This window comes from Solimonas sp. K1W22B-7, from assembly GCF_003428335.1.
Lineage (GTDB): Bacteria > Pseudomonadota > Gammaproteobacteria > Nevskiales > Nevskiaceae > Solimonas_A.
Genome location: NZ_CP031704.1, coordinates 4,487,207 through 4,505,051 on the forward strand (window position 1 = coordinate 4,487,207; position 17,845 = coordinate 4,505,051).

Annotated in this window: 18 protein-coding genes; 8 read left to right on the top strand and 10 right to left on the bottom strand. The window is 67.9% G+C overall.

The window, feature by feature from the left end:
* Window positions 1-2,112: a hypothetical protein gene (locus D0B54_RS20285; protein ID WP_117293585.1), complete on the bottom strand. Its 2,112-nt coding sequence runs from the start codon at window positions 2,110-2,112 to the stop codon at window positions 1-3.
* A gap of 123 nt (window positions 2,113-2,235) precedes the next feature.
* Here D0B54_RS20285 and D0B54_RS20290 point away from each other — a divergent pair, with 123 nt between their 5' ends.
* Together D0B54_RS20290 and D0B54_RS20295 are read left to right on the top strand one after the other, a co-directional pair.
* A complete protein-coding gene (locus tag D0B54_RS20290; RefSeq protein ID WP_117293587.1) occupies window positions 2,236-3,285 on the top strand; it encodes an AraC family transcriptional regulator in 1,050 nt (349 codons plus the stop codon).
* Between the two features lie 4 nt (window positions 3,286-3,289).
* Window positions 3,290-3,823 (top strand): REP-associated tyrosine transposase, encoded by a 534-nt coding sequence (locus tag D0B54_RS20295; protein ID WP_117293589.1) that lies wholly within the window; start codon window positions 3,290-3,292, stop codon window positions 3,821-3,823.
* 122 nt (window positions 3,824-3,945) lie between these two features.
* On the opposite strand, the gene D0B54_RS20300 is transcribed toward D0B54_RS20295, so the two are convergent.
* On the bottom strand, window positions 3,946-4,707 hold the full coding sequence (locus D0B54_RS20300) for a glutathione S-transferase family protein (protein WP_117293591.1): 762 nt from the start codon (window positions 4,705-4,707) through the stop codon (window positions 3,946-3,948).
* Window positions 4,708-4,822: 115 nt separating this feature from the next.
* On the opposite strand from D0B54_RS20300, the gene D0B54_RS20305 reads away from it, so the two are divergent.
* Both D0B54_RS20305 and D0B54_RS20310 read left to right on the top strand, forming a co-directional pair.
* The gene (locus tag D0B54_RS20305; protein ID WP_117293593.1) at window positions 4,823-6,394 is read left to right on the top strand and encodes a glucan biosynthesis protein; all 1,572 of its coding nucleotides are present in this window, start codon (window positions 4,823-4,825) and stop codon (window positions 6,392-6,394) included.
* Window positions 6,395-6,522: 128 nt separating this feature from the next.
* Entirely contained in the window at window positions 6,523-8,424 is a 1,902-nt protein-coding gene (locus D0B54_RS20310) for an ABC-F family ATP-binding cassette domain-containing protein (RefSeq protein WP_117293595.1), read from the top strand.
* A gap of 90 nt (window positions 8,425-8,514) precedes the next feature.
* Here the strand turns inward: D0B54_RS20310 and D0B54_RS20315 are convergent, their stop codons facing one another.
* From D0B54_RS20315 to D0B54_RS20335, 5 genes are all read right to left on the bottom strand, one after another.
* A complete protein-coding gene (locus tag D0B54_RS20315) occupies window positions 8,515-9,417 on the bottom strand; it encodes a UDP-2,3-diacylglucosamine diphosphatase (RefSeq protein ID WP_162932589.1) in 903 nt (300 codons plus the stop codon).
* 87 nt (window positions 9,418-9,504) lie between these two features.
* Window positions 9,505-10,155, bottom strand: a complete 651-nt coding sequence (locus D0B54_RS20320; protein WP_117293599.1) for an MBL fold metallo-hydrolase — start codon at window positions 10,153-10,155, stop codon at window positions 9,505-9,507.
* A complete protein-coding gene (locus tag D0B54_RS20325) occupies window positions 10,155-10,856 on the bottom strand; it encodes a phosphoadenylyl-sulfate reductase (protein ID WP_117295399.1) in 702 nt (233 codons plus the stop codon). Before D0B54_RS20325 ends, D0B54_RS20320 begins: the two co-directional genes overlap by 1 nt.
* Before the next feature lie 108 nt (window positions 10,857-10,964).
* Window positions 10,965-11,423: a YchJ family protein gene (locus D0B54_RS20330; protein WP_117295401.1), complete on the bottom strand. Its 459-nt coding sequence runs from the start codon at window positions 11,421-11,423 to the stop codon at window positions 10,965-10,967.
* A gap of 27 nt (window positions 11,424-11,450) precedes the next feature.
* On the bottom strand, window positions 11,451-12,575 hold the full coding sequence (locus D0B54_RS20335) for a mechanosensitive ion channel family protein (protein ID WP_240433473.1): 1,125 nt from the start codon (window positions 12,573-12,575) through the stop codon (window positions 11,451-11,453).
* 138 nt (window positions 12,576-12,713) lie between these two features.
* Between D0B54_RS20335 and D0B54_RS20340 the strand changes: the two genes are divergently transcribed.
* The 3 genes from D0B54_RS20340 to D0B54_RS20350 are packed head-to-tail and all read left to right on the top strand — an operon-like array spanning window position 12,714 to window position 13,898.
* Window positions 12,714-12,938, top strand: a complete 225-nt coding sequence (locus tag D0B54_RS20340) for an AbrB/MazE/SpoVT family DNA-binding domain-containing protein (RefSeq protein WP_117293601.1) — start codon at window positions 12,714-12,716, stop codon at window positions 12,936-12,938.
* 9 nt (window positions 12,939-12,947) lie between these two features.
* Window positions 12,948-13,382 carry a type II toxin-antitoxin system death-on-curing family toxin gene (locus D0B54_RS20345; protein ID WP_117293603.1) on the top strand — a complete coding sequence of 145 codons (435 nt, stop codon included), beginning with the start codon at window positions 12,948-12,950 and terminating at the stop codon, window positions 13,380-13,382.
* Window positions 13,383-13,385: 3 nt separating this feature from the next.
* Window positions 13,386-13,898: a hypothetical protein gene (locus D0B54_RS20350; protein WP_117293605.1), complete on the top strand. Its 513-nt coding sequence runs from the start codon at window positions 13,386-13,388 to the stop codon at window positions 13,896-13,898.
* Here the strand turns inward: D0B54_RS20350 and D0B54_RS20355 are convergent.
* From D0B54_RS20355 to D0B54_RS20365, 3 genes are all read right to left on the bottom strand, one after another.
* Window positions 13,891-14,487, bottom strand: a complete 597-nt coding sequence (locus D0B54_RS20355; protein ID WP_117293607.1) for a DUF938 domain-containing protein — start codon at window positions 14,485-14,487, stop codon at window positions 13,891-13,893. The two genes, D0B54_RS20350 and D0B54_RS20355, sit on opposite strands and share 8 nt — an antisense overlap.
* Window positions 14,484-14,885, bottom strand: coding sequence for an MAPEG family protein (locus D0B54_RS20360; protein ID WP_117293609.1), 402 nt, complete (start codon window positions 14,883-14,885; stop codon window positions 14,484-14,486). Before D0B54_RS20360 ends, D0B54_RS20355 begins: the two co-directional genes overlap by 4 nt.
* A gap of 96 nt (window positions 14,886-14,981) precedes the next feature.
* Window positions 14,982-16,070 (bottom strand): ATP-dependent 6-phosphofructokinase, encoded by a 1,089-nt coding sequence (locus tag D0B54_RS20365; RefSeq protein ID WP_117293611.1) that lies wholly within the window; start codon window positions 16,068-16,070, stop codon window positions 14,982-14,984.
* Window positions 16,071-16,279: 209 nt separating this feature from the next.
* On the opposite strand from D0B54_RS20365, the gene rsgA reads away from it, so the two are divergent.
* The gene (rsgA, locus tag D0B54_RS20370) at window positions 16,280-17,308 is read left to right on the top strand and encodes a ribosome small subunit-dependent GTPase A (protein WP_117293613.1); all 1,029 of its coding nucleotides are present in this window, start codon (window positions 16,280-16,282) and stop codon (window positions 17,306-17,308) included.
* Window positions 17,309-17,845: the final 537 nt, after the last annotated feature.

Below are 17,845 nucleotides of genomic sequence, written 5' to 3' on the forward strand. Positions count from 1 at the left end.
TTAGAAACTGCCGTTGCTGGTGCCGGCCGGCAGCGCCTTGGCGCGGCCATCGCTGAGCGTGATGGTGACTGGCACGTCGCTGTCGATGCTGTACTGCAGGGCCTTGCCGCGCAGGCAGCTCGCGGTGGCATCGATGCGCAGCGAGCGCACGTTGGACAGCGTGCCGCTGAGCTTGCCCTCCGCCGCCGGCATCGTGGGGTCGTCCAGGCGCGTGCGCAGCGTGGCGGCCCAGGGCACGGGATCGATGCCGGCATCCGCGCCGGTTTCGTAGCCGGGCTGGGCGAAGCCGCAGCCGAGGCTGGTGAGGTTCACCGTGCTCGGCCCTTCCGCCTCGGCGACGATCTGCGAGACCCAGTAGGCGCGGTCGTGCCTGATGCCGTACTCCGGCGAGTCGAGCTTGGCATCGGTCTTGTAGGTGACGCGCGCCGGGCTGCGCACGCGCCTCAGGCCTTCCACGTATGCCGCTTCCTTGCGCCAGTCGTTGAAGATCAGGTAGCTCAGGTGCTCGGCCACCGGGTGCAGGAAGAACTTGTACGGAATCTCTTCCTCGCCCATGCGCACGCCCATGGCCAGCGAGGACGTAACATGCACCAGTTCGTCGGCGCCGGAGTACAGGTTGGCGATGGGGATGTGCCGCAGGTTGCCGACATAGTCGATGATGTTGACGTCGCCGCCCACCGCGCCGCCGGAGGACAGCGGCGGGATCGCAGTGCCCAGGGTCGCGGCCAGCGCGGTAACGGCCGGCGGCAGCGGGTTGCCCGGGACCGGCAGGTTGAACAGGTCACCGGTGAAGCCCACCCAGTTGACCGCACCGGCGAACATGTCCGGATACAGCGCGGCGAAGCGCAGTGTGCCGAAGCCGCCCATGGAGTAACCGCTGACCAGCAGCTGCTCGTCGTCGATGGGATAGTTCGCGCGCACGTCGGCCAGGGTATCGAGCACGTCGCGCTCGGAAATGCCGCTATAGAAGCCATGCGGGCCGCGGCCCAGCGGCGCGATGATGATGCGGTTGGGCTCTTCGCCGAAGCGCTGCTGGAAGTTGGCCTGGTTGACCTGGCTGCCGTGGTTGGCCTCGCAGCCGTGCATCAGCAGCTGCGCCGCGTGCGGGCCGGGCTTGGTCGGAATGTAGACACCGTAGGGCTGGTACTTGCCGAGGTAGTTGAAGCGCTGCTCGCAGGGCAGCTGGGTGGCGCCGTGCACGCCCGGCACGCCGACGATGTCGACACCCTCGCCCGGCTCCAGCGTGTACTGCGAGGTGTAGACACGCTGGTGGAAGCCGGTCACGGCGGGCGCGGGACGGGTGACGCCGCCGCGCAGGTCGGCGACGCTGACGGTCTCGCCGAAGGCCGAGATGTCGCCGCCGGCCAGCGCCACCGACTGGCGGTCGTCCCACCAGTTGCCGCTGGCCGGCAGCACCTGGTTGGCGAGGCCGTCGGCCTTGGACTCTTCGTCCGGGCCGCGGAAGGCCAGGTTCATGACCTTGCCGTTCTTCTGCGCCACCACGGCCTGTACGCGCCAGCTGGAGCCCGCCGGCAGCGGCAGGCGGCCGATGAGGTGATTGGTGTCAGGGTTGCCGCTGTTGAACTGCCTGAGCACTTCCCAGCCGCGACTCTCGACGCCCAGGCCTTGCCACTCGCCGCCGCCGGTGGCGGGATCATTGTCGGTGTCGATGGCGAGCGCGGCGATGGCGTCGTCGGCGTGGTAGAGCGTGTTCAGCTCAAAGTCCGCCACCAGCTCGTTGCCCTCGATGGACAGCGTGAGCGCGACGAGGTCGGCGGTGTTGTCCAGGCCCGCGGGGTAGCGCACGTCACCGGCGGTGGGCGACAGCAGGCCCGGGGTGGTGGCGAAGGGGTTGCCGACCGAGCCCAGGCGGGTCAGGGCGTTGAGCACGGCGGGGCTCAGCGAGACGACGCCGGCATCGGCGCCGTAGTCGTCGTAGACGTAGTCGCGGTAGATCAGCTTGCCGCTGCACAACTCCGTGGTGCCGGCCACCCAGGAGTTGCGCTCGCACGAGCGGTTGTCCACGGGGGTGCCGCCGGTGGCGGTCACGGAATTGCTGCTGTGGCAGCCCGCCAGGGCGGCCGCCAACAGCGCGGGGGCGTATCGGCGCATGCTCTCTCCTCGTCGCCGCGTGGGTCCGCGGCCTGTTGTGTATCCGGCTCGGGGCCGGTTGCCCCTAGTGTTGGGCAGAATCGCGGCAGCGGCAAGCGGCCGGGGCTCGGCTAACATGCCCCCATGACCGCCAGCCACTCCACCATCGCCGTCAGCTACCTGCAGGCGCTGTTCGACCACCTGCGCCTCAAGGGCGTAACGGCGGCCGAGGTGCTGGACGGCGCGCAGATCGACCTGGCCGACCGCGACGCCCGCGTCGCCGAGGCCGTGGCGGCGGGCTGCTTCAACCGCGCGGCGGCGCGGCTCGGGGACGAATTCATCGGCATCCACGTCGGCGAGCAGATCCGCCCGGGGCATTACGGCGTGGTGGGCTATGTCGGCATGGCCTGCGCCACGCTGGGCGAGGCGATGCTGTGCCTGCAGCGCTACCAGGCGATGGTGCTGGACGTGGGCGCGCTGCCGCTGGAACTGAAGGGCACTGAGGTACGGCTGGGCTGGCGCCCGGACGACCAGAGCCATTTCTATCGCCACATGGCCGAGTTCAACCTCGCCGCGCTGGTGACCTTCATCCGCTGGATCACCGGCCAGCCGCTGGCGCCGCTGCGCATCGAGTTCCCCTATCCCGCGCCGGTGCGGCTGGAAGAGCAGCAGCGCGTATTCGGCTGCCCGCTGCGCTTCGATGCCGACTGCTATCGCCTGGTGGTGCCGCTGTCCTGGAACGAGCTGCCGCTGATCCAGCCCGACCCGGCGATGCGCCAGCTGATGGACCGCCTGGCCGAGAAGCAGCTGCTGACGCTGCGCCGCCAGGACGACGACCTGGTGACGCAGGCGCGGCGCCTGCTGGCGCAGAAGCTGTCGGAGGGCGAAGCCAGCCTGGACCGCATCGCGGCGGCGATGAACGTGTCGTCGCGCAGCCTGCAGCGCCGCCTGCAGGACCAGGAGCTGAGCTTCAGCCAGCTACTGGACGAGGTGCGCCGCGAGCTGGCGGAACGCTATCTGGAAGATCCGGCGCTGGACCTGACCGACCTGGCCTTCTTGCTGGGGTATTCGGAGCAGAGCGCGTTCACGCGGGCGTTCAAGCGCTGGCATGGCCGGGCGCCGGCGGAAGCAAGAGCGCAGATGAGGACCGCCGCCAACACCGTAGCCCGGTTTCCCGAAGGGAAGCCGGGATAGCCCTATGGTCCAGTACCGGCGGGCGCGTGTAGCAGGCGCGACCTACTTCTTCACCGTTGCGCTGGAAGACCGTCGCGCCAGCCTGCTCACAGAGCATGTCGAACTTCTGCGCGCGGCTTTTCGCAGCGTTCATGCCGCGCGTCCATTCGACCTGGATGCCATTGCCGTGATGCCGGAGCACCTGCATGCGATCTGGGTACTTCCCGAGGGCGACGCGGACTATGCGACGCGCTGGCAGCTGATCAAGACAGGTTTTACGCGAGCGCTTCGCGAAACTGGCGTACCCCTGCCCAGCCGCTCCAATGGCACGCCGGCGGTTTGGCAGCGCCGCTATTGGGAGCACCTGATCCGCGATGAGGATGACTGGCAGCGGCACCGGGATTACATCTTCTACAACCCGGTGAAGCATGGTCAGGTCAGCCGGGTAGCGGACTGGCCGCATTCCTCGTTTCACCGGATGGTGCGGCGGGGTGAACTGCCTTCGGACTGGGGTGGAGATGCGGCGGCGAGCGCTTCCGGGCATTTCGGGGAGCCCTGAGCTGCGCTCCCGGCTTCGCTACGCGAAACCGGGCTACATGGAATTCAGGGCCAAGTACCTGAAACCGGACCTACGCTTACCCGTAGCCTGGTTTGCCGAAGGCAAGCCGGGAACGCCGGTCACTATGCGCGCCGAACCCCGCGATGCTCCCGATATACCCCCCTCACCCACTCGAAACCCGGATGGTCGTCCCAGCGCACCGCCCGCATGCGCACGGTGCGGCGATAGGCGGGGGCGCCGAACACCGGGTGTTCTTCCGGGCAGACCAGCGGCGACAGCAGGGCGCAGGCGGTGATGTCGGCCGCGCTAAGGCGGTCGCCGGCCAGGTAGGGGCGGCCGCCCTGGGTGCGCTCGGCGATGAAGTCCGCCGCCTCGTCGATCCTGGCCACGGCCTTGCGCATCGTGCCGGGCGACAGCTGCAGCAGGCGCGAGAAGCCGCGGCGCACCAGGGGGTAGGCCAGCGACAGGGCGCGGCGCTGCAGGGGGTTGGCGTCCTGGCTCCACAGGGCCAGCGTGGCGGCCTTGTCGCGCATGGTTTCGGCGAACAGTTGTCGGATCACGTGGACGCCGATGCGGTCGAAGCGCGCCTCCAGTTCCATCACCTCGGCGCGCAGGGCCGGGTCGGCCGGCAGCAGGGTAAAGGGGGCGTGCTGGCGTTCCAGCCATTCGAGGATGCGGGTGCTGTCCTGCACCACCTCGGCGCCCGCTTCCAGTACCGGCACCGAAGTGGCGCGCCGGGTCAGGGCCAGGATCCGGGGGATGTGGAAGAACGGCACCAGGCGCTGTTCGCGGTAGGCGATGCCGGCGTGGTCCAGGGTCCAGCGGATCTTTTCGCTGTAGTGGGAGACCGAGAAGGTATAGAGGGTCGGCGGGATGTCGTTCATCGGGCGTACTGTTGCATTCGTGCATGGTGCCCGGCCGGGCGCGCCAGCACCAGTTGGAGCCGGCCCCCTTCCTCAAGCATGCTATGCGCCTCACGGACGACGAACCCAGAACTACATGAAACGCCGCGACCTGCTCAAATCCGCCGCCGCCCTCGCCGCCTGGGGCATCCCGCCTGCGCTGCTGCTGGCGCCGGGTGCCGTCCTGGCCGACGACGCCCAGCCCTTCGACCTGGCCTGGCTCAAGGGCCGTGCCCGCGCACTGGCCGGCCAGCCCTATGTCTCGCACAAGGGCGAGGTGCCCAAGTCGCTCAAGGACCTGAACTGGGACGACTACCAGAGCATCCAGTTCAAGGCCGACAAGTCGCTGTGGCGCAAGGAAGACCTGCCCTTCCAGGCGCGCCTGTTCCACCTGGGCCTGTTCTTCCAGACCCCGGTGCACATGTTCGAGGTGGTGGACGGCAAGGCCCGCGAGATCAAGTACGACGGCAGCCTGTTCAAGTACACCGGCAAGCAGAAGCTCGGCCGCCTGCCGTCCGACCTGGGCTATGCCGGCTTCCGCCTGCTGTTCCACACCAACTTCGAGCTGGACATCTCGGCCTTCCTCGGCGCCAGCTACTTCCGCGCCGTGGGCGAGGAGAAGCAGTACGGCCTCTCGGCCCGCGGCCTGGCGATCGACACCGGCCTGCCGCGGCCGGAGGAATTCCCGATGTTCACGGCGTTCTGGCTGGAGCGTCCGCGCAAGGAGTCCAGCAAGGTCACGGTCTACGCCCTGCTGGACTCGCCCAGCACCACCGGCGCCTACGTGTTCGACATCACCCCGGGCCGCAACCTGGTGATGGACGTGGACGTGGCCCTGTACCCGCGCAAGCCGATCGAGCGCCTGGGCATCGCGCCGCTGACCAGCATGTACCAGTACGGCGAGAACGACCGCCGCATGGCCTGGGACTGGCGCCCGGAAATCCACGACACCGACGGCCTGCAGCTCTGGACCGGCTCCGGCGAGTGGATGTGGCGGCCGCTGACCAACCCCACCGGGGTCCGGGTCAATTCCTACTTCGACAACAACCCGCGCGGCTTCGGCCTGCTGCAGCGCGACCGCAGCTTCGACCACTACCAGGACGACGGCGTGTTCTACGACCGCCGCCCCAGCCTCTGGGTGGAACCCAAGAGCCAGTGGGGCAAGGGCGCCGTGCAGCTGGTGGAAATCCCCACCGTGGACGAGACCTTCGACAACATCGTGGCGTTCTGGAACCCGGAGGAGAAGGTGCAGCCGGGCAAGGAATACCTGCTGTCCTACCGCCTGCACTGGGGCGGCATCCCGCCGGCCACCCCGCCGCTGGCCACGGTGCAGGCCAGCCGCACCGGCCTGGGCGGCGTGGTCGGCCAGAAGCGCAAGTACTACTCCTGGCGCTTCGCGGTGGACTTCGCCGGGGGCTCGCTGGGCATGCTGGAGGGCAACCCCAAGGTCGAGGCCGTGATCACCGCCTCGCGCGGCAAGGTGGAAATCACCTCGGCACGGCCGCTGGCGGCGCTCAAGGGCTACCGGGCGATGTTCGACCTGGTGCCGGACGACAGCACCGAACCGATCAACCTGCGCATGTACCTGAAGCTGGGCAACCAGACCCTGACCGAGACCTGGATCTACCAGTACACGCCGCCGCCGGTGGCGGAGCGGAAGCTGCATTGAGCTTTATCCCTGTGGGAGCGGCCTTGGCCGCGATCTTGGGCAAAAAACCAAAAGATCGCGGCTGAAGCCGCTCCCACGGGCAAACTTCATGGGCGGCGGGCGGCCTGATCCACTAGAATCCGCCCCCCATGCTGACCTTTGCCAACGCAACGCTGCGCCGCGGTTCGCGCACCTTGCTCGAAAACCTCGCTTTCACGATCTATCCCGGCTATCGCGTGGGGGTGGTCGGCCGTAACGGCACCGGCAAGTCCAGCCTGTTCGCGATGCTGCTGGGCGAGCTGCAGCCGGACCTCGGCGACGTCTCGGTGCCGCGCAACCTGAGGATCGCCACCGTTGCCCAGGAAACCCCGGGGCTGTCGCAGTCGGCGCTGGATTTCGTGCTGGACGGCGACCAGGAGCTGCGCGCCACCGAGGCGGCGCTGACCAAGGCCGAGGAGGCCGAAGACCTCGACAAGCTGGCCGCGCTGCACGACCGCATGGCGGCCATCGGCGGCTATGCCGCGCCGGCGCGCGCGGCCAAGCTGCTCGACGGCCTGGGCTTCGGCGCGGTGGAACAGGGCCAGGCGGTGGCGGACTTCTCGGGCGGCTGGCGCATGCGCCTGAACCTGGGGCGCGCGCTGATGTGCCGCTCCGACCTGCTGATGCTCGACGAGCCCACCAACCACCTCGATCTCGACGCGGTGCTGTGGCTGCAGGACTGGCTGTCGACCTACCCCGGCACGCTGCTGGCGGTGTCGCATGACCGCGAGTTCCTCGACGCGGCCACCACCCACACCCTGCACCTGCAGGGCGGCGGCGCCACCCTGTACAGCGGCAACTACTCGCAGTTCGAGCGCATCCGCGCCGAACGCCTCGCGCAGCAGCAGAGCACGCACGAGCAGCAGAAGCGCCAGGTGGCGCACCTGCAATCCTTCGTCGACCGCTTCAAGGCCGGCACCAAGGCGCGCCAGGCCCAGGCGCGCGTGAAGATGATCGAGCGGATCAGCATGACGGCAGCGGTGGTGGCGGACCCGGAGTTCCAGTTCCGCTTCCCCAAGCCGGACCGCCTGCCCTCGCCGCTGATCCACTGCGACAAGGTGGCGGTGGGCTATGGCGACCGCACCGTGCTCAGCGGCGTGCGCAGCGGCCTGGAGCCGGGCGACCGCATCGGCCTGCTGGGCCCCAACGGCGCCGGCAAGTCCACCTTCGTGCGCCTGCTGGCCGGCGAACTGGACGCCCGCGCCGGCGCGCTGACGCGCTCGCCCTACCTGCGCGTGGGCTACTTCGCCCAGCACCAGGTGGAGCAGCTGGACATCAAGGCTTCGGCGATGCTGCATCTGCAGCGCCTGGCCCCGACGGCCAAGGAACAGGACCTGCGCGACTTCCTCGGCAGCTTCAATTTCCGCGGCGACCGCGCCTTCGAGGTGATCGAGCCGTTCTCGGGCGGCGAGAAGGCGCGCCTGGCCCTGGCCCTGGTGGTCTACGGCAAACCCAACCTGCTGCTGCTCGACGAGCCCACCAACCATCTCGACCTGGACATGCGCCAGGCCCTGGAAATGGCCCTGCAGGAGTTCGCCGGCAGCGTAGTGCTGGTGTCGCATGACCGCCACCTGATCGCCGCGACCTGCGACGAGCTGTGGCGCGTGTCCGACGGCGAAGTGGCGTCCTTCGACGGCGACCTCGACGACTACGCGCGCTGGCTGGGCCAGCGCCGCGCGGCGCAGGGCACCGGCAAGGTCGCCAAGGTGGCCAAGGCCACGGCCGAGGCCGCGATCCCGCAGGCGCCGAAGCGCCGGCCGGAAGAGCAGCGCGCGGTGGAGAAGCCCTTCCGCGAGACCATCCGCAACCTCGACGCGAAGATGGGCAAGCTGCAGCAGCGCCTCAAGGTGCTGGAGAACGAGCTGGCCGATCCGGCGATCTACGAGGCCGGGCAGCGCGGCAAGCTGCAGAAGCTGACGCAGGAACAGGCCGAGAAGCGCGCCGAGCTGGAAACCAGCGAGGAGCAGTGGTTGGCGGCGTCGGAAGAACTCGAGAAACTACAGCAATATTGACGGACTGTAGGAGCGGCCGTTGGCCGCGAAGGCCGGTCATCATGGCAACCGGCGCTCGCGGCTAACAGCCGCTCCTACGAAAAGACGACACTACTCCGGCGTCTTGGCCTTCGCCCTTCTTGCCCGCACCCGCGCCACCACCCGCTTAATCGGCTCCGCCACCCGCCGCCGCGTGCTGCGCGCGGCTGGCTTGCGCGGCTTGGCGACCGCCTTGCGGCGCGGTGCGGGCTTCTTCGTGGGCTCCCACTTGAGGATGCGGATCTCGCCCTGGAAGTCCTCGGCCAGGGCGGTGCAGCTCTCCACCCAGTCGCCGCAGTTGAAGCTGGTCACGCCGTTGCGCACGTAGCGCACCTCGGCATGGTGGGTGTGGCCGGTGACGACGCCATTCAGGCCCTCGTTGCGGCAGCGGTGCAGCATCTTCTCGTCGACGCCGGACAGGTATTGCGTCACCGACTTCACCTGGGTCTTCACCATGGCCGACAGCTTGGGCATGGGCTCCGCCACGCCGTTCCAGCGCTGCCAGGCGGTGTCCGCGCGCATCAGCAGGGTGTAGGCCAGGTCGGAAGCATGGGCCAGCAGCGGCATGTTGCTGACCACTTCGTCGAAGACATCGCCGTGGATCACCAGCAGGCGGCGGCCGTCGGCGGTGGTGTGGACCGCCTCGTTGGCCAGGCGGATGCGGCCCAGGCGCAGCTGCTTGCGCACGAACTGGCGCAGGAAGTCGTCATGGTTGCCGGCGATGTAGTGCACCTTGGTGCCCTTGCGGGCCTTGGCGATCACGGCGTGCAGCACGCGGCTGTGGTCGGGCGGCCAGTAGAACTTGGCGCGCAGTTTCCAGCCGTCGAAGATGTCGCCGACCAGGTAGAGGTTCTCGCACTCGTTCTGGCGCAGGAACTCGACCAGGGCGCGCGCCTTGCAGCCCTCCGAGCCCAGGTGCACGTCGGAAATCCATAGCGTGCGGTGACGCCGTACCGCGGGTTTTCTGCTGCTCATGGCCACTCCTGCTGACGGCATGGAGGCTACAGTGGCTCCATGCCAGTTCGATTACGCAAGAAGCAGACCACGCTTCGCCGGCAGGGTTCAGCCGGCGGCCCGATCGGAGACGTAGGGGTTGCTGTGGCGCTCGTTGCCGAATGTGGACATGGGGCCGTGGCCCGGGACGAAGTGCGTGTCGTCACCCAAGGGGAACAGTCGTTCGCGAATCGCGCGGACCAGGTCGCCACGGTTGCCGCGAGGAAAGTCGGTGCGGCCGATGCCCCCCTGGAACAGCACGTCGCCGACGAAGGCCAGCTGCGAAGGCGCATGGTGAAACACTACGTGACCGGGCGTATGTCCCGGGCAATGCAGCACGTCCAGGCTCAGGCTGCCCAGGGTCACGGTGTCGCCCTGCTCCAGCCAGCGGTCGGGTGTGAAGACGCGCGCCGGCGGGAAGCCGTAGGTCTCGGCGTCCTGCGGCAGGCGCTGGATCCAGAAGTCGTCGTCGCGGTGCGGGCCTTCGATCGGCAGGCCCAGGCGCTCGGCCAGGTCCTGCACGGCGCTGGCATGGTCCAGGTGACCATGGGTGACCAGCAGCTTTTCCAGGGTCACGCCGTGGTGGGCCACGCGCTGCAGCAGCTGCTCGATCTCGCCGCCGGCATCCACCAGTGCGCCTTGCAAGGTCTCGCTGTCCCAGATCAGCGAGCAGTTCTGCCGCAGCGGGGTGACCGGGATGATCTCGACGCGCAGGGCCATCAGAGATGCAGGCCGCACTCGGTCTTGGGCTTGCCCTGCCAGCGGCCGGCGCGGCCGTCACCGGGCACCGTGCAATGCGAGCAGCCGATGGAGGAATAGCCCTTCTCCACCAGCGGGTGCAGTTGCAGGGCGTGCTCGCGGATGTAGTCGTCGCGCTGTTCGCGGGTGACGTCGATCATCGGGTTGAACTTGACGATGCCGCGGCGCTCCTCGAACACCGGCAGCGTGGCGCGGTGATCGGTCTGCCAGCGCATCAGGCTGGACACCCAGATGTGGTACGCGGGCTTGGCCGATTCCAGCGGCTCCACCTTGTTGACCGAGCAGCAGAAGTCCGGATCGCGCGACCAGGTCTTCTCGTCGACGGTGAACTGGTGCTTCCAGTCCTCGGCCTTGAGGTCGAACACTTCCAGGCCGAACTCGGCGACCAGGAAGTCGCGGTAGGCCAGGGTCTCGGGGAAGTGGAAGCCGGTGTCGATGAAGGCCACGCGCTGGCTCGGACGGATGCGCGAGATGATGTGCAGGAAGTGCGCCGAGGTAGCGGCAAAGGACGAGGTCACCAGCACCTTGTCCTCGGGGAAATCCTTGTACAGCTCCTCTAGGCGCTGCTCGAAATCCAGCGGCGCGTACTTGGCGTTCAGGGCCTCGATACGCTCGGAGCTGAGGCCGGCGCTGTTGGCGGGGTTGGGTGCTGCTTCTGCAATCGACACGAAACTTTCCTTGCGACCGGCTGGGAAACCCGGAAACGGGGCGCCAATTCTAAGGCTTTTGACTATGCAGGGCCGCTTTTGGGTCAAAAAACTCTAAGGAAATCAGCTTTTCCGTCCCCGCCCACCCTGCGCGGCCACCGGTTCCGGCGCGGGAAAGCTGCCGTCGAGGTAGAGCCAGCGGCCGTCGATGCGCTCGAAACGGCTCAGCTCGTGCAGGCGCTGGGCGCTGCCGCCGCCGATGCGGTAGCGGGCCACGAACTCCACCTGGGCGTGGTCGGCGTCCTGCGGCACATACCGCAACACCTTGAGCCCCAGCCAGGTGGTGCGCGGATGCTCGCTGCCCAGGTCCAGGGACTCCGGGCAGGTGCCGGGGTGCCAGGTCGCCAGCAGGTAACCCTCGAGGCCCGAGAAATAGGCGCTGTAGCGCGAGCGCATCAGCGCCTCGGCGGTGGGCGGCAGGGCCTTGCCCAGGTGGAAAGGCTCGCAGCAGGCCACGTACGCGGCGCCGGAACCGCAGGGACAGGTCGGCCCGGCGGGCTGGTTGGAAACGGGTCGTGTCATGTCCGGATTGTGCTGCACCGGAGGGTCTCAATGCGCGCCGGCCTTGGCGCCGTTGCCGGCACTGCGCGCCGCTTCGGGCTCGCCTGCGTCCAGGCGCAGCGGCCCTTCCAGCTGCAGCGACTGGCGCGGCATGCCGAAGACGATGCGCTCGCTCTTGAGCGCCCGCATGATCGCCAGGTTCACCGCCTGCTGGATGTCCATGAACAGGTTGTAGTCCGGGTCGGTGACCCAGTAGACCGTCTCGAACACCAGCGAGTACTCGCCGAACTTCTGGAAGTGCGCCCGCTCGAAGCGCACCCTGGACTGGGCTTCGACGATCTTGCGGATCGTCGCCGGGATCTGCTCGAGCAGGTCCGGCGGGGTCTCGTAGGCCACACCGAAACTGAACAGCACGCGGCGCTCGACCATGCGCTTGTAGTTGCGCAGGCGGGTCTTGAGCAGGTCGCTGTTGGAGAACACGATCTGCTCGCCGTCGAGGCTGCGGATGCGCGTGGTCTTGAGGCCGACGTTCTCGACCGTGCCCATGTAGTTGTCGACGATGATGAAGTCGCCGATCACGAAGGGCTTGTCCACCACGATCGACAGCGAGGCGAACAGGTCGCCGAGGATGTTCTGCACCGCCAGCGCCACGGCGACACCCCCGATGCCGAGGCCCGCCACCAGGGCGGTGATGTTGATGCCGAGGTTGTCCAGTACCAGGAGCAGGATCACGGTCCACAACACCAGCTGGGCGATGAAGCCGATGGCAGAGAGGCTGGTCGCGGCGCTGGCATTGGAAGCCATGGCCCTGGCGCGCGAACGGCCCAGCCAGAAGTTGAGCGCTGCCCCGGCCCAGAAGCCCAGCTGCAGGAAGAAGGCCACGGCCGTGGCCGCTTTCAGGAGGTCGTTGTGCCGATCGGGCAATGTCAGGTAGTGGCTGCCCAGCGACAGCGCGAAGATCGACACCAGCCACAGGCGCGTCGCCTGCAGCGCAGCGACCATGGCGTCGTCGAGCTGGGTACGCGAACGCTGTGCCTGGGCGACAAGGCGGCGCGCCAGGATCGGCTTGGCCAGGTACATCACCAGCGCGATCGCCACCGACAGGCCCAGCGTGATCAGCCAGTCCCGTGGAGTACCGCCGTAGACCGGGGTCTCCAGCAATTGCAGGTTCATCCCTGAACTCCTTGAAACTCGTTGAATATGGGCACCTTCCTGGCACCGTCATGGACTTGGAGTGGTTTTGCCGCCGATCCGTTCCCGGCTGGAATGATGTATATACGGACGTTATAATGTCCGACAGGAGGGTCCGCCATGAAACTCAAGATCACCACCGTGGGCAATTCGGCCGGCGTCGTGCTGCCCAAGGAACTGCTGGCGCGCCTGCGCCTGGACAAGGGCGACACGCTCTATGTCACCGAGCTGCCTGATGGCGTGAAGCTGCAGGCCTACGATCCGACGTTTGCGCAGCAGATGGAGGTGGCCGAAAGCGTCATGCGCCGCCGCCGCACTTTGCTGCACAAGCTGTCCGAGAACTGAGGACAGGCCATGATCGTCTGGATTGGCCGCTCCCTGGCCCTGGCGATACACGACCGGCAATTGGCCGAGCATGGCGGCAGCAGCGGCGTGCGCGATGAGAACATGCTGGAGTCGGCGCTCGCCCGGCCTCAGCAGTTGCATCACTACGGCGACCCGCCGCCGGACCTGGCGGACCTCGCCGCCTCCCTTGCCTTCGGCCTGGCGCGAAATCATCCTTTCGTCGACGGCAACAAGCGCACGGCGGCTGTGGTCTGCGAAACCTTCATCGAGCTCAATGACGCGATGCTCGCTGCCGAGGACGTGGAACTGTTCCCCCGCTTTCTGGCGCTGGCCGAGGGCCAACTCACCGTCGAAGAGTTCGCGGCATGGCTGCGCCCGCGCATCCGCTCCTCACCGCGCGGCGATGTGCAGGAACCGCCGCCGCGCTACGAAACCGCGGGCTGACCTATGCAACTGCACCAGATCAACATCCAGTACGACCCGGCCCAGGATCGCCTGCTGCTGCGCATCAGCACGCGCGACAAGCAGGAGTACCACCTGTGGCTGACGCGGCGGCTGACCGCGCTGTGGTGGCCGGCGCTGTTCCAGGTGCTGGGTCATAGCGAGCCGGTGCGCCAGCACAGCGACCCGCAGACGCAGAAGGCGGTGCTCGAGTTCCAGCACCAGCATGCGCTGGAAGGCACCGACTTCAGGAAACAGTTCGAGCCCGGTGAACTGAGCCCTGCGATGGCGCCGCTGCTGGTGAACAAAGTGCAGATGCGCCGCGCCGGCGAGGAACACTACCTGCTGCTGTTCTCGCCGCAGGAAGGGCCGGGCCTGGAGATCCGCCTGCCGGAAAAGACCGTGCACGCGCTGGCCAAGCTGATCGACGAGGGCGTGAAGCTGGCCGAATGGGGCCTGACGGCGCCGGACGCGGCGCAGCCCACGCTGGCGCCGGCGGAGCGCAAGCACATCAACTGAGTTGCCAGATACGGCAGCGATTGTTCGCCGGCATCGCGTGGTCGTCGAGCAGCTGCAGGCCGATGGCTGACGCCAGCGCGTCCACCGCCTCGGCGTCGCGGATGCCGCGGCGCGGGTCGGCGTGCTTCAGCGCGGTGTCGAAGGCGGCGTTGCTGTCGCTGGTGAAACGGCCGCCGTAGTTGAACGGCCCGTACACCGCCAGCTTCGCGCCCGCCGCCATCACCTCCGGCAGGCGCCGGAACATTTCCCGCACGTCGTCCCAGCCCATGATGTGCAGGGTGTTGGCGCTGAACACGGCGTCGTAGCCCGGCGCCGGCCAGTCCGCCTGGTTGACGTCGAGCACCAGCGGCGGCGGCGTGTTGGGCAGGGCCGCATCCTCCAGCCAGAGGCGGATGCCATCGAGATTTTCCTCGCGGTCGGCGCACTGCCACACCAGCTGCGGCAGCGCCGCGGCGAAATGCACCGCGTGCTGGCCGGTGCCGCTGCCGATCTCCAGCACGCGGCCCCGGTCGGCGAAATGCTGGCGCAGCACCGCGAGGATCGGCTCGCGGTTGCGCTCGCAGGACGCGGAGTAGGGCTTGTTGCTCACACCAGCAGCACGGCGATGCCGCGCCACAGGCACAGCACACCGAGCACCAGCAGCAGGATGAAGGTCAGCAGCGTTCCGTAGAAGCGGCCGAACTTCCAGCCCGGGGTGAACGACAGCGCGATACCGTGCAGCAGGCGCGCCACCAGCAGCGCGGCGCCGAGCAGGTGCAGCAGCCAGGGCGGCGTGACGCCGCCGAACTCGAGCATCGCGAGCATCAGCAGGATGAAGGGCACGTATTCGGCGAAGTTGCCGTGGCCGCGGATGCGGCGCAGCAGTTCCTGGTCGCCGCCGTCGCCCAGGCTCACGCCGTGGCCGCGCTGCTGCACCACGCGATAGCTCAGCGCCAGGTACAGGATCGCCAGTGCGCCGGCGTACAGCGGTGTGATGGTCAGCAGCATGACGCTCCCCCTTGATTGGATAGGCCTAGGCTAGCGGAAAGCCTGCGGGAGATTGTTATATTTTATTTATTATAAATTAATCTTATTTATCTATAATCACACGTCGCCGACATAAATGCCCACGCCCCGCGCCGTGGCGATCAACGGATCGTCAGGCTGCAGCAGGCGCGAGCCCACCGTGACCTCGGCCAGCGGCACGTCGATCACGCCGCGGTCCTGCCAGGCGACCATGCGCGAGAAACGTCGCTGCGCCACCAGCTTGACCGCGTGCACGCCGAAGGCCGAGGCCAGCAGGCGGTCGCGCGGCGACGGCGTGCCGCCGCGCTGCAGGTGACCCAGCACGGTGACGCGGGTCTCCGTCCCCAGGCGCTTGCCGATCTCGCGCTCCAGGTAGTAACCGATGCCGCCGTAGCGCAGCTGCTCGCCCGGCAGGTTTACGGAGGCATGCTGCCCCTCTTCGGTCTTGACCCCCTCGGCCACCACCAGCAGTGCATGCGAGCGGCCCTGCGTCAGTACGCGGCGCAGGTGCGCCACCAGGCCGTCGAGCGTGTACGGGATTTCCGGCACCAGGATCACGTCGGCGCCGCCGGCAATGCCGCCGTTGAGCGCGATGTGCCCGGTGTCGCGGCCCATGGTCTCCAGGATCATCACGCGGTGATGGCTGGCGGCAGTGGGCTGCAGGCGGTCCAGCGCGTCGGTGACGACGTTGATCGCGGTGGCGAAACCCACGGCGTACTCGGTGCCGTGGACGTCGTTGTCGATGGTCTTGGGCACGCCGACCATGCCGATGCCGGCCTGGTCGCAGAGGCGCCGCAGGATGCGCATGGAGCCGTCGCCACCGATCACGATCAGTGCGTCCAGCGCCAGCTCGCGCACGCCGGCGGCGAAGTCCCCGGAGCGGTCGCGGAAGCTGCCGTCGGGCTGCGGAAAGCGGAAGGGATCGCCCTTGTTGGTGGTGCCGAGAAAAGTGCCGCCCTCGCGCAGCAGGCCCTCGTCGAAGGACTCCGCACGCAACTCGCGGTAGCGCGGCGGCTGCTCCATCAGGCCCAGCGAGCCGTCAAGGATGCCCAGCACACGGCAGCCGCAGACCTGGGAGGCGTGATAGGTCACCGCGCGGATCACCGCGTTGAGCCCGGCGCAGTCGCCACCGCTGGTCAGCACGCCGATGGTCTTGATGTCCTTCATGCGGATCTTCTTCGGGAACAAGAGTCCTGAGAGTAGCGCAGCGGCCCGATGGTTCGACCGCCTTCGCGGACGGATTTATACTCCCCTCCGGAATATGAACGACCTTGCCTGACCTGCTCCGCCCTCGCGGCGGAACGTGAACTCCCGGCGCCCGGCGCGCCGGCTCCCTTGCGGCTGCCCGTGGCAGCCACGAACAGGTCAGCTACCCCATGTCATTCCATCCTTTCCCGGATGCGCTGCGGCGCATCGGTTTTCCCCTCCGCCTCGTCCCGTTTCTCTCCAGCGAAACCGGCGCCCTGCCCGCGCGCGTGATTGCGCGCCACCGCGACCGCTGCGAGCTGCATGACGGCAGCCAGGTCTTCGAGGCCCTGTTTGCTCCCGGCGAAGATCCGCTGGCCGGCGACTGGGCGCTATGGCGCGATGAAGGCGGCACGCGCCGCATCGCCGCGCTGCTGCCACGCGCCAATCTCCTGCGCCGCGGCCGCGGCGACGGCGAGGCGCAACCGCTGGTCGCCAATGTCGACACCGCCCTGCTGGTGATGGGCCTCGACGGCAACTACAAGCCCAATCGCCTGGAGCGCTTCCTGCTGCTGGCGCGTGCCTCGGAGACGGCGGCGGTGGTGGTGCTGAGCAAGGCCGATCTCTGCACGGACGCCGACGCACGCATCGCCGCCGTGCGGCGCCTTTGCGGCAGCGCCACGCAAGTGGTGCATGGCGACACACGCGACGCCACGCTGCGCGCAGCCCTGCAGCCCTGGCTGGGCGAAGGCCAGACGCTGGTGCTGCTCGGCTCTTCCGGTGTCGGCAAGTCCACGCTGTGCAACACGCTGCTCGGTGACTCGCGCCAGGCTACCGGTACCGTGAGCGCCGCCGCCGATCGCGGCCGCCACACCACCACGGCGCGGCGACTGCTGTGCCTGCCCGACGGCGCCTGCATCATCGACACACCGGGTTTGCGCGAGTTGCGACTGTCCGGCGACGAAGCGCTGGGCAACGGTGCCTTCGAGGACATCGCGCAGCTGGCGGAGCACTGCCGTTACGGCGATTGCCGGCACGAGGAGGAGCCCGGCTGCGCGGTGCGCGGACAAGTGGACGAAGGGCGGCTGGCGAACTATCACAAGCTGGAACGCGAGCTTGCGCATGCACGTCAGACAAGCTTGCAGAGACAGGCAACGAAACGGGCCGACAAGGCACTCCATCGCAGCCAGCGCCGCTTCTACCGCGACCGCGATCGATAGTGTTCGTTCATGGATAACAGGGGAAAACCTTGAAAAATATTTCTTGCAAGCGCTTTTGCGCAGGCGTACAGTCCGCGCGCTTCGCAATCATTGCGATGAAAAAATTTTCGGGCACACAGGCTTCCATGACCATCTTGTCCAGGACCCAGGCAACGAGCATGCAACGGCATCACAGCCGTGGCGGCGTCGCGCCTGCGCTCCGGCCTGAACGGACCTTGGGCAATACCGCCAGCCTGACGCTTATCGACTGATCCATCCCTTGCAGGGAGATCGGTCACCCCGATCTCCCGTGGAATGCGAACCCCCGGGAGCCTTGCTACCGGGGGTTTTTCTTTGCGTTCGCGGTGGAGAAACAGGATTCGGCGACACAGGTCGCCAAACAGATTGGCGCCTCGGCAAGAGGCGCCAATAGGGGGCCGATGATGACGGCGCCATGCAGCGGTGCAGGCTCGCGAGTCCTGCCCGGTGCGCCCGGCTGTGCCGGTGCGTATGCCGCGTGTCGTGCGACGTCGATCCCTCACAGGAAGCTTTGATCTT